Source organism: Faecalicatena contorta (genome assembly GCF_021531995.1).
Taxonomy (GTDB): Bacteria; Bacillota; Clostridia; order Lachnospirales; family Lachnospiraceae; genus Dorea_A; species Dorea_A contorta_A.
The window spans coordinates 1-14,419 of record NZ_JAFBIZ010000083.1; the positions used below are offsets into that span (position 1 = coordinate 1).

The window sequence follows — 14,419 nt, forward strand, 5'->3', positions numbered from 1 at the left end:
ATGATAATATATATTCAAAAAGTGTTGACATTTTAACAATAAAATGATAATATATGAAACATAACAGAGGAAACAAATATTCATAAAATGGAGGGTAATTATGTTAACGGTAAGAGAGTTTGCAAAACATTTTGATTTAGCACTTTTAGCACCAAATGTGCAGGAAGCAGCAGTAGTTGAAGCTTGTGCGACAGCAGCAAAGTATCAGGTTAATTCAGTGAATGTAAATTCATGCTGGATTGATGTGGCTCGCAGAGAGCTGGCAGGCACAGGTGTTGGACACAGTGCTGTAATTGGATTTCCATATGGTACAGCCATTTCAAAGGTGAAATACCTGGAAGTAGATGAGATGTTAAAGGCAGGCTGCTCCGCTTGTGATATGGTTATCAACGTTGGTGCACTGAAAGATGGAAATCTGAAGCTGGTTGAAGATGAAGTAAAGACTTTTGCAGATATGTGTAATGCGGCAAACTGCGACAGCAAACTGATCTTCGAAGTTGGATTCCTCAGTGATGAAGAGATTGCAACGCTGACAAAGATCTGCTGTGCTCATGACATTACATACGTAAAAACAGCAACAGGAACACAGGCATTCCCAGATATGAAACATGTTCAGATCATGAAAGAGAATCTGTCCGGTAATACTAAGATTAAAGTATCCGGAGTTCCGAGAACATTTGCACTTCCAGCAACACTGTTCATGTTTGAACATATGGGAGTAAGCCTTTGCGGAACAAGAAGCGCAGGTATCCTGACCCAGCAGTATGAAGATTATCTGAAAACAATAGAGAAATAAGGAGGATGACAGCAATGTATAACGTACATTATTTCCTGAATTCCCTTCTGGGTGACAAGGTAAAATGCGTAGACGGTGATGAACAATACATCAGCCGTGCGATTAATAAAGAACTGGATTTTGAAGAGTATAAGTTTTTATCCAACGAGGTAAAATATATCGGTGTAACTCCTGAGTTTAAAAAAGTAATTGACCTTTTTAAGGTACCGGAAGGAGAGACGCCTGCAGGATTCCGTGTTGAGTATAATCTGTCTGCAAATAAGCAACTGATGATTGATTTAAAGAGAGATATCTCCTATGGCAAGAATGGTATTAAGAGACCGACACCATTCCTGTTCTCGGCAGATACAGCAAACCCGTATGAAGTTGCGCCGATGAAGGATCTGATTGCCAACCTGACATGTAATCCGGGAATCATTTATGACCTCTTCATTAATAATCCAAAGGAGAATATTGGAAATAAATTTAAAAACCGTGATGAAGTAATGCAGGAAATCGGCAATATTCTTGGACCTGGATGTGATATCAGTGTTGAATTTAATGATCCGTTTGCAGATATCAACCAGCTTCTGGAAGAGGCAGAACATTTTAAAGAGATGCTTTCAGAGTATCGTGTAGTAATCAAGGTTCCACATACAGGTGTTGTGAACAGAGATAATGCACATTATCTGATTGAAGGCAACAAGAAGATGCCGGTTGCACACAATGCCGGAACAACAGAAGATTACTTCTACAGCCACAATCTTGCATTGAAGCTGAAAGAAAAAGGTTTCCGTGTTAACTATACGCTGATGTTTGAACCATGGCAGACGGGTATGGCTTTGCAGGCTAAGCCTTACTTCATCAACAGCTTTATCAATAAGAGAATGCTGACCAGTACTTATGTAAAAGGAATGCTTTCCGCATTTGATTCAACAAGAGATCTTCAGTTCCTGAAAAATCTTCGCAGCTACTTTGTTGATGTTGACTTCCTTCCGGAATCAGCGAAAGATGCTGATCTTGCAGAAGTTGAGAAGATTGCACGTGAGACACTGACTTACAGAGACTTTGATAATGTAAGAGGATTTGATGGAATGGACGGCGTACGTCATAACCTTCGTATGCTGCGTGATAGCAATCTTGAAGATACAAGACTTATTATCTGTTCTATTGCCGGTACAAGAGAGTATCCGGAACTTGATAAGCTGCTTGTTGAAGATGAATTTAGAGATGTGCTGGATAAGATTGTAATCACAACAGAACCAATTTATTTTGCACAGTATACTTCATCACCACAGATTATTACATATCAGCGCAGATTCCTGAATGCAGTTAACAATACTGCTGACAAGAGATAAAACAGCCGTAGATAAACATGTACGCCTTGTGTGTAATAAAGCGAGGCGTACATGTATAAAAAGCAAATGACAGGAATAAACGGGATGTTTTAGCGGTTTTTTGGCAAATAATGGAAATAATATCTTTGCGAAATCAATTTTTTGTGTGATAATGAGAAACGGTGTGAATTAAACCTGCTTTATCACATGAAAAGGAGATTAATAATCTATGGATAAGAAGCAAAAAAGACGAAATGAATTGTTAAACCTGGTGAATTCTAAAGAAAGAATATCAATCAGGGAGTTATCGGGAATTTGCAAAGTTTCTGAATTGACAATCCGACGAGACATCCAGGAGTTAGAGCAGCAGGGGTTTGTACAGAACATCAGAGGAATTGTATTTGCAAATGCAACGAAAAAAGAAAACAAAATCTATAATTTGAATGATGCCAGTGCGGAAAATTACAGTACGAAAGACAAGATCGGTTTGTATGCGGCGGGGCTGATTGAAGACGGGGATATTGTCATCATTGATAATGGAACCACAACAGAAAGACTTGCGGCACATTTCCCGGAGGATATTAATGCTACGGTGTTATGCTATAACATTAATATTCTGAATCATTTATATAGAAAATCCAATATTTCCCTTATCTTTGGCGGCGGCTATTTTCATCCGCAGACATTGATGTTTGAAAGCAGGGAAAGCCTGGAGTTGATTCGGAGAACAAGGGCCAGAAAAGTATTTGTTTCCGCAGCAGGGATACATGACTCTCTGGGAGCTACATGTACCAGCACATATGAAGTCGAAAGCAAGAGAGAAATACTGAAAGCAAGTATGGAGAAAATACTTCTTGTTGACTCAAGTAAGTTTGGACAGGTTTATGAGAATTTTATATGCGAAATCAATGCATTTGATCTGATTATTACAGATAGAAATCTATCGGATGAATGGATCCGGATCATTGAAAATGCCGGAATTAGATATACAGTGGTATAGAGTACAATAGTCTGTAATTATTCAAATACATTCAAATATATTCAAATATATTCTAAATAATCTTTTCTCTCCGTTCCGCTGTTGAATCAGTATGGATAATTGCTGATGTCGGGAAGAGGCGATAATGTGAGAACTATATACAAGTACATTGGGGTATGTGCACTGCTGATAGTGTCTGTTTGTCTGATAAGTGGATGCAGCAGCAAAAATGCGGATGTTCTGGTCGTACTTAGCGGTCAGAATACGCTGGATTATGAGAATTCAGAAAAAGCAGCAAAACAGTGGGCAGAGGAAAAGAGTATTTCTATAGAGATTGTTGCACCAGAGATGTCGACGGTCTGGGAGCAGCAAAAAGTTCTTGAAGATTCAATCAGAAATAATAAATGGGATCTCATCGTTGTGGAACCATTAGGCGATGACGAGTTATATTCGATTCTTGATTATGCAAAATCACAGGGCAGTCTGGTAGTCGCGATGCAGGGAGCAGCTGGACTGGAGGCGGATTATACGATCCAGCCATGTGACTATCAGAAACTGGGTTCATCTATGATGGATGTGTTCGCCGGTTTAATGGGGCAATCTGGTGAATATGTGACGATTGTGCCAACGAAAGATTCTGATATTGTAATGCAGGAAGAGACGGCTTGTGTCAATCAACAGAAAAATACTTATCTGCAGATGCTTCCGGCTTCCAGACTTCAGGAGGGAGCAGGCATTCAGGATGCTTATGATATCACGGAGTCTCTATATAGTACCTATGGTATGAGGGGTGCACTGTTTTTTTCATACAGCAACGGGCTGGGAATTTCTCAGTGGATACAGGATACAGGGAATGACATTGTAAGTGTAGGGATAGGGACTCCGGAATTGATGAATACAGCCATTGAAGCGGGGACGGTAGATGCTCTGTTTTACTGGAATAGAGATAATCTTCTGAAAGCAACGCTTGAAGTGGGATATCGGGCACTGGAAGGCAGTGTGAAAGAAGACGATGAGGTTATTACAACCAGTATAGAAGGTTATAGAACCTTACGTTCTTCAGGAAACGGAACATATTATGGAGATGATATATCTTCAGAAATATATGATTAAGGAGGTAATTAATGATGCATGTATTAGATTTATTCAGATTGGACGGAAAGTTAGCAGTGATAACAGGAGCTGCGCAGGGACTTGGAAGAGCGATGGCTGAGGCGCTGGCGGATTGTGGTGCAGATATCGCGATTCTGGATCTGAATGTAGAAAAGGCTGCAGTAACTGCAAGTGAGATTGCAGAGCAGTATCAGGTAAAGGCAAAAGCTTACAAAGTGAATGTAGCTTCTGCAGAATCCTGTCAGGAAGCAGTGAAACAGGTACATGAGGATTGGGGACACATTGATATTCTTCTGAATGATGCAGGAATCTGTATCAATGAGAATGCGGAAGATGTTCCGCTTGAGCATTGGCACAAGGTAATCGACATCAATATGAATGGCGTATGGTATATGTCTCAGGCAGTTGGAAAGATCATGATTGAACAGAAAGGCGGCAATATTATCAATGTATCTTCTATGTCCGGCTTTATCGTAAATGATCCACAGGGACAGGTATCTTATAATACCTCCAAAGCCGGTGTTGCACATATGACAAAATCGCTGGCAGCTGAGTGGGTAAAATACGGAATCAGAGTGAATTCAATTGCACCCGGATATATGGATACAGAACTGGTTCACAAAACTTATGTAGAGGATGGCGAGTGGGCAAGACGCTGGAATTCCATGACTCCGATGAAACGTCCGGGAAGACCAGAGGAACTTGGACCGTTAGCCGTATACTTGGCAAGCGATGCATCTACATATATGACAGGATCAGTGATCCTGATCGATGGCGGATATACTATTTGGTAGAAGTAAAGGAACGTGTAATATGATTGAGCTTCAGAATGTTAGAAAATATTATGGCAATAAACTTGCTTTAAATGATGTGTCTTTTCGGATAGAAGACGCAAGTATCATTGGTTTGCTGGGAAAAAATGGAGCAGGTAAAAGTACGCTCATGAATATTATCACGGGGTATTTGCCTGCTACGGCAGGAAATGTATGTGTTGACGGATTATCAATCGATGAAGCACCACAGGAAGTGAAGGGCAAGATTGGATACCTTCCGGAAAAGCCACCTCTGTATGACACGATGTCAGTCAGGGAATTTCTGGAGTACGTTGCCAAACTAAAGGGAGTTTCTGGTAAAAATGCTGCTTCATCGATTGATGACATCATAAAACGTACAGGCCTGGATGTTGTGGAAAATCGGTTGATCCGCAACCTGTCAAAGGGATATCAGCAGAGAGTAGGCATAGCACAGGCGATGGTTGGAGAACCGAAGATACTGATTCTGGATGAACCGACGGTAGGTCTTGATCCGTCTCAGGTGGTGGAGATTCGGGCTTTATTAAAGGAATATGCAAAAGATCATGTAATCATCATCAGCTCGCATATTCTGGCGGAAATCGCAGAGATATGTGACAGAATATTGATTCTGAATCAAGGCAGTCTGATCAAAGACTGTCGTATGGAAGAATTAAACCACTCGGGAAAGAATCGTATATTTGTAAGAGTCAAAGCCCAGAAAGACCGGTTTGAAGACATCATTTTAAAGGAAATAGCTGATTGCAAATATCTATACAAGGGCCAGGGAGAACTAGGATGCAGTGACTGGGAGATTGGCTTTGATAAAGATACGGGAGATATCAGAGAAGAAGTGTTCTGTGCAGCGGCAGCGAATCATATAGAGCTTCTTCAGATGATTCCGGTGCAGGAGGAAATCGAGGATGTTTTCCTGAATCTTACATCAGCGGAGTATAGCAAGTAATAGAGGATAAGATATGAGAGCGACTTTTGAACGTGAATTTCAGGAATATTTTAATACAATGCTGGGATATGTATTTGTTAGTGCATTTTTGTTTTTGGCGGGAGTGTTTTTTTCAGTCAATAACATCAATGAACTGAGTGCGGAATTTAATACGACACTCAATGACTGTATCTACGTATTTTTGCTGACTTCTCCCCTTTTGACGATGAAGCTTCTGTCAGAAGAGAAGAAGACTAAGAGGGATCAGTTGCTGATGACAACAAAGACCTCGCTTTCGTTCATTATTGTCGGCAAATTTCTGGCTGCTTTAAGTGTTTTTGCTGTTACACTGTGTTTCACCCTGATATATCCTGTCATCTTATTGATTTACGGAACTATATCAGTACCACTTATTGTCAATGGTTACATAGGCTTTTTCTTCCTTGGCATGGCATTTATTGCAGTCGGAATGTTTGCATCTTCAATAACAGAAAGTCAGTTGACGGCAGCAATCTGTACTTACGGCATCTTATTGTTCCTGCTCTGTCTGGATCTGATCATCTCAAAAATTCATGTGGAAGCTGTAACGTCATTCCTTCAGTGGTTTTCATTGTTTGAGAGATTCAAACCATATCAGTATGGAACCTTTGGAATTGCTTCTGTAATATATTATATTTCTTTTTCCGTTGTGTTTCTCAGCCTCAGCATTGCAGTTATGAAATATAGGAGGGCAAAGTAATGAAACAGAAAGACAGAAAGAGTTTTAAAAATGCAGTCCTCTTTGGTTTTGTAGTTCTCATAGTGATATGTGCAGTTGTAATTACCTTGGTAGCAGAGAAGATAGAGGACAAATTTGATCTTCGTTGGGATGTAACAGACAGTCAGATCTATTCCATAGGAGATACAACAAAAGCACTTCTGAAAGATTTAGATAAGGATATTACGATATACACCACATTTCAATCCGGACAGGAAGATCTGACGATTGAAGAAATATTAAAGCGATACAAACAGGAAAGTGATCATATACAGACAGTGAACATTGATCCTGTAGAAAAACCATTTTTTTTACAGCAGTATGAGACGGATGGAGAAAGTATCGAAGCTTCATCTCTGATCATACAGGATGATAACAGTGAGGAATTCCGCGTGATCAGCGGACAGGACTTATATGAATGGGAACTTAGTGAGGATCAGCTGTATGCAACCGGCATGATTGCGGAACAGCGCATAACAGCTGCAATTGCTTCCATTCAGGGAGGAAGTCAGACGACAGCATATTTTGTTACAGGTCATGGAGAGATGAATGTAACGGAAGAATATTATCTGGCAGATACTCTGGAAAGTGATGGTTATAAAGTGGCTTCTTATGACCTGGTTTATAATGATACAGCATTAACTGACAAGGACTGCCTGTTGTTCCTGTCACCGACTACAGATCTGACAGATGAAGAGTATCAGATTACAAAAGAATTTATGGATAACGGAGGCAGAGCGGTATATCTGATTAACCCGCTTGCCGGCGAACTGAAAAATTTTGGGAAATTATTTGAAGATTTTGGATTGATTTTAGAAGATGACCTGATTGTTGAAGCAGACAGTGAATACTATCTGAACAGTCAGATTATGATAAAGCCTGAACTGAATGAAGAGAGTCCGGTGCTCCGATCTATTGTCGAAGCTGATGCGGGTGTTGTTCTTCCAAGATGCAGAGGTATCTCAGTTGAAGATAAAGATAATATTGAGCTGACCCCAATTGCATACAGTTCAGAGAGCAGCTATGGAAAAGTGAATCCGTATACGGAAACTCTGGAAAAAGAAGAAGGCGATACGGATGGACCGTTTTTGCTTGGCGTAACTGCAGAAAATTCTCAGACAGGCGCGAAGATGCTTCTGATGGGAAATAATGATTTTGTATCGACGTTAGATAATGCAAAGTATGATGGAAACATTGCGCTCTTTATGGATTCTGTAGCATGGACTTCCGGAAAGGAAGAATCAGTTGTAATCCAGCCAAAAACATTGGTTTCAGCGCCACTGAACATAAAGAGTACAGCAGCAAGCTACAGGCTGATGGTTCTGGTGATCGCAGTAATTCCGATTCTGATATTGATATTTGGGACGATTGTCTGGCGCAGGAGGCTTAGCCGATGAAACAAAAGAGAAAGATTATTGTTGCGGGTATTCTGATAGTGATCATTGCATGCGGGATTTATTATCTGACTGCGGATGATCAGAGCAAAACAGATAGTGGTGAAGGATGGATATGTACAAAGGGAACGGAGAATATTACATCCATCGCTATTAATAGCGGAAAAGACAGTCAGACCCTGATCTTTACCAAAGGCGAAGAGTCCTGGATGGGGGATGATGGAAGCTCGTACGATAATGATCGCTTTGCGCCATATACAGCAACTCTTGGGTACATGAAGGCGGAAGAAAAGCTGAACGCCTCAACTGCGGATGAAAAGGAAGAGTATGGGATCGATGATTCATCATATACGGTACGTGTGTCTTATGATGACGGAGAGGAATATGAATATATTCTTGGGAAGGATATTGATAATCTCGGAATGTATCTGTCTGCGGACCAGGGGAAAAGTATATGCCTGATTGATTATCAGCGAACAGAGGATATTCTGGAAATGGTGAAATCGCTCTATGATGTGGCACTTAATGGGGTGAAGTTTGATGAGATCAGGGGAATCAGTCTGTATTCTCCGGAAGATGGAATCGTATCCATGAATCGTTCAGAGTCTCCAAGGGCAGGAGGAGATTTTTACTGGAATATCTTTAAGCCTTACGGATGGATCGCAGATACGGAAAAAGTGAATGATCTGATCAATACGATAGAAGAAAATGATGTTCTGAAAAGAACAGATGCATCTGTGACGCTGGAGAGCAGTGGCCTGGACGCAGCAGAAGAGGAACTGCCGTCTATAAGCTTATATGATACCTATGACAGTGAGATGATCATCTACTTTGGAAATACCGAAGGGAATTATGTATATTGCAAGACAAATTATCTGGACAATATATATCTGATCAGTAAAGAAATATTACAGATTGCAGATAAACGGGCGGAAGATCTGATCGATCTGACACTTTATTACTATGAAACTCCATCCATTGAAACATGTACGATTGATTTTGGCGGAGAGGTACATGTTCTTGAAGCAGAATGGGAGACGGCTGAAAACAGTAATACAAGAGGACAGAGATATTATCTGGATCAGGAAATGATTACAGGAGCGCAGTACAGTTCTATCGTCAGCTGGTTTACGGATACGAAGGCAGAGCGGATTGAAGCATCTGCATCCGGAGAGGGAACGATATTGGGAACGATAACGATAGACAGATTGTCGCCGCCGTATCAGCAGATCATGACGTTCCGGGAAGTTGAAAATAATCCACAGCTGGTGCAGGTGGATCTGGAGAAGACAGGAACTGCCTATATTAATAGAAAAGAATTCGAAGAATTTCAGACTTCGTTTCAATAACAGGTTTTTTTGAGTACAAAAGATGTGACATAGATAATAACGAAGTCAACGGGAGTTGAGAAAAACATTTTCATTGAAAGGAGGAAGATGAAAACCCTGAAGTCTGAGGAAATATCAGAAAACATCTTAAAAAGAAGCGTACTCATGGAACAAAATAAAAAACAAAGGAGGTAAAAAGATGAAAAAGATGAACATTATGAAAAAGGTTATAGGGTTAGCATTGGGACTTACCCTTATTTTCTCCATGGCAGCATGCGGAAGCAAAGAGGAAGCAACAGATGAAGGGGATTCTGAAGCAGCAACAGAAGAGAACAGTGGCGATGAGACATTAGTTTGTTTCGCAAATAAAGGTCTTGATTATTATTTCTGGACAGTTTGTCAGAAATCTGCAGAAAAAGCTTGTACAGACAGAGGATGGTCTTTCGAGGCATCTGATGCAAAACTGGACAGTGCAAAACAGTTTGATCAGTTTGTAAACTTTATCAACAAGAAACCGGCAGCTATTATCGCAGACTCTATCGACTCTGAAGGTTTGATCGCAGCAGCAGACCAGGCAGTAGCAGCAGGTATTCCGGTTGGTATCGTAGATACACCTCTTACAGGTGGTGATGTTGCAGTTACAGTAGCATTTGATAACTATGATGCTGGTTGTCTTGCAGCAGAAGCAATCGCAAAAGCTTTAACAGATAAATATGGCGAGCCAAAAGGAACAGTTGTAAACTGCTACGGCGCTATGAGTTCTGAAGCTTGGAGATTAAGAAAAGAAGGTATGGAAGCTACATTCGAAAAATATCCGGACATCAACTATATTGCAGTTCCGGCAGAAGGTGAGATCGCATTAACTCAGGATGCAGCACTGAACCAGTTCGCTTCTGGTGTTGAGATTGATGCTCTTCATACTCCATCTGATAACCCTGGACAGGGTCTCGTAGCAGCTCTTAAGATGGAAAACAAGTGGTTTACACGTGAAGAAGATGGACATATCATCGTTGTTACTATCGATGGTGAGCCAATTGCTAACAAGTTCATCGAAGAAGGATACTATGATTATTCTATCGCACAGGATGGATATTCCTATGGTATGATCGCTGTTGAAATGCTTGAGAAATACTCCATGAAGGGCGAAGATGTTCCGTTAGGACCATATGAGAACTCTGATTATTACTGGGAAAAATGTGAAATTATCGAATCCGATGCTGGTCCGTATGTAAAAGTTCCTGCATACGAGATCAATCCTGAGAACTGTACTGACCCACGTCACTGGGGTATCGTTGCAGAGGAAGTATTAGGAATCGAATACGACATGTCAGCTGTTGAGAACTAGAACTGTCTACATAATGAATCAATGGTTAAAGTATCAATCCGGTAGGGCCATAGGCTTTACCGGATTGACAAAGAAGGGAGAACCTTTCATATGGGAAAAGAAGTAATACTGGAAGTAGAGCACATTAATAAGAATTTCGGAGAAACAGTTGCTCTCAAAGATATTAATTTTTCAATTACAAAGGGCTCTATTCATTCCCTTGTTGGTAAAAATGGTGCGGGAAAAAGTACAATTGTAAATATTATTGCAGGTGTATATAAGCAGACGAACGGAAAGGTTACTTTCGAAGGGAATGATATAGGGAACCTGAGCTTTAAAGAGAGACAGGACAGAGGAATTGAACTTGTTACGCAGCATGCAAGTGTTGTGCTGGATATGGATGTAGCAGAGAATATTTTCCTTGGATTATGGCCAAGAGGTAAATTCAAACTTGTGGATCGCAAAGCAATGCATGAAAATGCACAGAAAGTATTGGACGAATTTGGTCTGAAGGTTGATCCATATGAGCTTGTTCGCAGGCTCACACCTGTAGAACAGAGAAAACTGAATATTATCCGTGCACTGTTCAGTGGCGGTAAATTAATTATATTAGATGAACCTACGACATCACTTTCAATTGACGACAGGAACAATTTGTTCCGTTTTGTAAAAAAACATGCAGAAAATGGGGTTACATTTATCCTGATCTCCCATTATCTGGAAGAAATCCTTCAGGTATCCGATGCTATTACCGTACTTCGTGACGGATGCGCTTATGATGGAAATGTTGGGGAAGGTGACGGATATGACAGACAGATGGAGCTTGCCAAGATTATTGCAGGTGAAGATGTTGAACTGACATACCGTGATGAAGATAAAGTAGTAAATGAAGAGGTGGCTGTAGAATGCGAAGGCATCAGCGCTAAATTCCTGGACCCGACGGATCTTAAGATCCATCGTGGTGAAATTGTCGGATTTGTGGGATTCTCAGGATCCGGAGCACGTGAATTATGTCTTGCACTTTATGGATTAATGGAAAAGAAGAGTGGAAAGGTTAAGGTTCTCGGCGAAGACGTTGATATTAAGAATCCTACGGATGCTCTGAAGTATAAGATCTGTCTGGTTCCAAACGACAGACATGCAGAGGGTATTGTCCCGATTATGAGTGTGGAAGAAAACATAGGTTTATCCTGTCTGAAGACCCGATTAAAAGGTAAGTTTGGACTGTTGGATAATAGTAAAGAAGTTGAGCTGGCCGATGATTATGTAAAGCAGCTTGCTATTAAGACACAGTCTATCTACGCGACCAGTGGAAGTCTGTCCGGTGGTAATCAGCAGAAGGTAGTATTGGCAAAGGTATTGGCAGTAAATCCGACTTTGCTGATTTTGGACGAGCCTACGATTGGTATCGACATCAAGAGTCGAGAAGAGATTATGGGACTGATCAAGGATTTGACGAATGAAGGTATGAGCGTAATCTATCTGACGAACGATTTTGATGAGCTCCTTCGTATCGTTGACCGGGTAGTCATATTTAACGAAGGAAAGATAGTCGGGGATATGAAAAATGAGAATTTATCTTCCGACATGATAGTAAATATTCGAGATCGGAGGGCAGTTTAAGTCATGAAAAAGAATACAAAAAACTGGAAATTAAAGGTAATAGATAATATTGTATGGGTATTATTGTTAATTGGAATTATTGTGTTTATCATTTTGAAACCAAATTACTTTAATCCTTTTACTAACATAAACTTATATTTAAATATCCCAATGCAGGCTTCTGTAATGGGTGTTATGACCATCGGTCTTGCGGGAACAATCCTTCTTGGTGACATTGACCTTTCCTGTGTAGGTATCATGGCAGTATCTGCAGCATCAGGTATCCTGATGTTCAAGAATGGAGTTGTTCCGATTCCGATCGCGATGCTTATCATTTTGGTGGTAGGTTCATTTTTGGGATTTGTGAATGGTGTTCTGATTGCAAAGCTGAAAGCAGTTGCGTTGATTGAAACACTGGCAATGAATACTCTGTTAGCCGGAGTTGTGCTTGCAATTACAAGAGGACGTACCATTACGATTAATGAAAAAGGCTATACCATCCTTGGACAGGGAAAAATCGGTGGATTTCTTCCTTACCTTGTAATTATCTTTTTGCTGGTATATGTAGCAATGTACTTTGTATGGAACAGAACTGCTCTTGGAAGAAGCCTTTTTGCAGTAGGTGGAAATGCAAGATGTGCAAAAGTGTCCGGTATTAATGTGGATCGGATCAGAATCGCAGCATTTACCATATCCGGTCTGATGGCAAGTCTTGCAGGTCTGATGCTTTCCTCTAAGATGGGATCTATCAACAGTGTGTTCGGATCCTCTTATTCGATGGATATCATTGCAGCAGCTGTAATCGGTGGTACCTCTCTTGCCGGAGGTGTTGGAAAAGTATCAGGAGTTCTCGGTGGTGTACTGCTTCTGAACTTCATTCAGGTAGGTCTTCAGGTATTCGGAATGGATTCCTACTATGTTCAGGCAGCAACAGGTCTTATCATTCTGCTTGCAGTTCTGATTGACTCCTTCCGAGTTCGTCTGTCTAACAAAGAATAAGATTGGAGGGGTAAAGCGTGAAAGCGATATATTTGGATAAAATAAATACATTTTCAGAAAAAGAGCTGGCGAAGCCTGAGTGCGGCGAGCATCAGGTACTGGTTCAGATGAAAGCTGTCGGTGTATGTGGCTCAGATGTTCATTACTGGAAAAACGGACGTATCGGACAGTTTGTGGTAGAAGAACCTATGATCCTTGGCCATGAGTGTTCCGGAGTGATTACTGCTGTCGGAGAAAAGGTATCAAAGTTCGCTGTCGGAGACAGAGTGGTTCTGGAGCCGGGGATTCCATGTATGAAATGTGAACATTGTCTGAAAGGTCGTTATAATCTGTGCCAGAATATCGTGTTCTTTGCAACTCCGCCGGATGATGGTGTTCTGGTAGAAGAAATAGCTTATGACGAAGACTATGTATTTAAGATCCCGGATGAGATCAAAGATTATGGTCTTGCTACAATGGCAGAGCCTCTGTCTGTAGGCCTCTTTGCTACACAGAGGATCAAACCTGCTATTGGTGAAAAAGCAATTATCTTTGGTGCCGGAATCATCGGTATCACTTGCCTGCTTGCGGCAAGAGCAGCAGGCTGTAAGGATATTACAGTAGCTGATATTCGTGACGACAGACTGGAATGGGCAAAAGAGATGGGCGCAGACCAGGTGGTAAATACCCTGAAGGATCAGATCCCGGATAACACATTTGATTTTGGTTATGAAGCAACAGGAGCAGATGCCTGCTATAATCTGGCAGTAAAATGTATCAAACCTGGTGGACGAATTGCCATGATCGGCATGGGGCCGGAGATTCAGAAAGTGGATATGGTGGATTACGTATGTAAGGAGATTTCGATAGTTCCTTCTTTCCGTTATTCCAATACTTATCCGCTGGTACTTGATCTTCTGAAAGATAATCAGGAAAAATTACAACAACTGATCACACATCGTGTTCCGTTTTCTATGGATGGAGTTGAAGAAGCGTTCCATATTGCTTCGGAAGACCCATCAGCAGTAAAGGTTGTCATTGAATTTAAATAAAAAGTAAATAAAAAGTAATTAAAAAGTAATCAATATAAAAGAAAGA

Annotated in this window: 13 protein-coding genes; all 13 read left to right on the forward strand. The window is 40.8% G+C overall.

Annotated elements, in window-relative coordinates; all coding sequences use genetic code 11:
- Positions 1–100: 100 nt before the first annotated feature.
- The 13 genes from deoC to JQM82_RS11105 all read left to right on the forward strand — a co-directional run bounded on the left by deoC (position 101) and on the right by JQM82_RS11105 (position 14,373).
- A complete protein-coding gene (deoC, locus tag JQM82_RS11045; protein ID WP_235250384.1) occupies positions 101–796 on the forward strand; it encodes a deoxyribose-phosphate aldolase in 696 nt (231 codons plus the stop codon).
- Between the two features lie 14 nt (positions 797–810).
- Positions 811–2,133: a transaldolase family protein gene (locus JQM82_RS11050; RefSeq protein WP_235250385.1), complete on the forward strand. Its 1,323-nt coding sequence runs from the start codon at positions 811–813 to the stop codon at positions 2,131–2,133.
- 208 nt (positions 2,134–2,341) lie between these two features.
- A complete protein-coding gene (locus JQM82_RS11055; RefSeq protein ID WP_235250386.1) occupies positions 2,342–3,112 on the forward strand; it encodes a DeoR/GlpR family DNA-binding transcription regulator in 771 nt (256 codons plus the stop codon).
- A gap of 126 nt (positions 3,113–3,238) precedes the next feature.
- Complete coding sequence (locus JQM82_RS11060) at positions 3,239–4,204, forward strand: substrate-binding domain-containing protein (RefSeq protein WP_235250387.1); 966 nt, start codon at positions 3,239–3,241, stop codon at positions 4,202–4,204.
- An 11-nt stretch (positions 4,205–4,215) separates the two neighbouring features.
- Positions 4,216–4,998, forward strand: a complete 783-nt coding sequence (locus JQM82_RS11065; RefSeq protein ID WP_235250388.1) for an SDR family oxidoreductase — start codon at positions 4,216–4,218, stop codon at positions 4,996–4,998.
- A gap of 19 nt (positions 4,999–5,017) precedes the next feature.
- Positions 5,018–5,959 (forward strand): ABC transporter ATP-binding protein, encoded by a 942-nt coding sequence (locus tag JQM82_RS11070; protein WP_235250390.1) that lies wholly within the window; start codon positions 5,018–5,020, stop codon positions 5,957–5,959.
- Positions 5,960–5,972: 13 nt separating this feature from the next.
- Positions 5,973–6,677, forward strand: a complete 705-nt coding sequence (locus JQM82_RS11075) for an ABC transporter permease (RefSeq protein WP_235250391.1) — start codon at positions 5,973–5,975, stop codon at positions 6,675–6,677.
- Entirely contained in the window at positions 6,677–8,092 is a 1,416-nt protein-coding gene (locus JQM82_RS11080; protein ID WP_235250392.1) for a GldG family protein, read from the forward strand. Before JQM82_RS11075 ends, JQM82_RS11080 begins: the two co-directional genes overlap by 1 nt.
- On the forward strand, positions 8,089–9,438 hold the full coding sequence (locus JQM82_RS11085; RefSeq protein WP_235250393.1) for a DUF4340 domain-containing protein: 1,350 nt from the start codon (positions 8,089–8,091) through the stop codon (positions 9,436–9,438). Before JQM82_RS11080 ends, JQM82_RS11085 begins: the two co-directional genes overlap by 4 nt.
- A gap of 178 nt (positions 9,439–9,616) precedes the next feature.
- The gene (locus JQM82_RS11090; RefSeq protein WP_235250394.1) at positions 9,617–10,762 is read left to right on the forward strand and encodes a sugar ABC transporter substrate-binding protein; all 1,146 of its coding nucleotides are present in this window, start codon (positions 9,617–9,619) and stop codon (positions 10,760–10,762) included.
- 90 nt (positions 10,763–10,852) lie between these two features.
- A complete protein-coding gene (locus JQM82_RS11095) occupies positions 10,853–12,364 on the forward strand; it encodes a sugar ABC transporter ATP-binding protein (RefSeq protein ID WP_235250395.1) in 1,512 nt (503 codons plus the stop codon).
- Between the two features lie 3 nt (positions 12,365–12,367).
- Entirely contained in the window at positions 12,368–13,342 is a 975-nt protein-coding gene (locus JQM82_RS11100) for an ABC transporter permease (protein ID WP_235250396.1), read from the forward strand.
- Between the two features lie 17 nt (positions 13,343–13,359).
- Positions 13,360–14,373: an NAD(P)-dependent alcohol dehydrogenase gene (locus JQM82_RS11105; protein WP_235250397.1), complete on the forward strand. Its 1,014-nt coding sequence runs from the start codon at positions 13,360–13,362 to the stop codon at positions 14,371–14,373.
- Positions 14,374–14,419 lie beyond the last annotated feature (46 nt).

Coding starts and splice junctions, on each gene's coding strand:
- deoC (WP_235250384.1), top strand. CDS start 101: ATGTTAACGGTAAGAGAGTTTGCAAAACATTTTGATTTAGCACTTTTA.
- JQM82_RS11050 (WP_235250385.1), top strand. CDS start 811: ATGTATAACGTACATTATTTCCTGAATTCCCTTCTGGGTGACAAGGTA.
- JQM82_RS11055 (WP_235250386.1), top strand. CDS start 2,342: ATGGATAAGAAGCAAAAAAGACGAAATGAATTGTTAAACCTGGTGAAT.
- JQM82_RS11065 (WP_235250388.1), top strand. CDS start 4,216: ATGATGCATGTATTAGATTTATTCAGATTGGACGGAAAGTTAGCAGTG.
- JQM82_RS11070 (WP_235250390.1), top strand. CDS start 5,018: ATGATTGAGCTTCAGAATGTTAGAAAATATTATGGCAATAAACTTGCT.
- JQM82_RS11075 (WP_235250391.1), top strand. CDS start 5,973: ATGAGAGCGACTTTTGAACGTGAATTTCAGGAATATTTTAATACAATG.
- JQM82_RS11080 (WP_235250392.1), top strand. CDS start 6,677: ATGAAACAGAAAGACAGAAAGAGTTTTAAAAATGCAGTCCTCTTTGGT.
- JQM82_RS11085 (WP_235250393.1), top strand. CDS start 8,089: ATGAAACAAAAGAGAAAGATTATTGTTGCGGGTATTCTGATAGTGATC.
- JQM82_RS11090 (WP_235250394.1), top strand. CDS start 9,617: ATGAAAAAGATGAACATTATGAAAAAGGTTATAGGGTTAGCATTGGGA.
- JQM82_RS11095 (WP_235250395.1), top strand. CDS start 10,853: ATGGGAAAAGAAGTAATACTGGAAGTAGAGCACATTAATAAGAATTTC.
- JQM82_RS11100 (WP_235250396.1), top strand. CDS start 12,368: ATGAAAAAGAATACAAAAAACTGGAAATTAAAGGTAATAGATAATATT.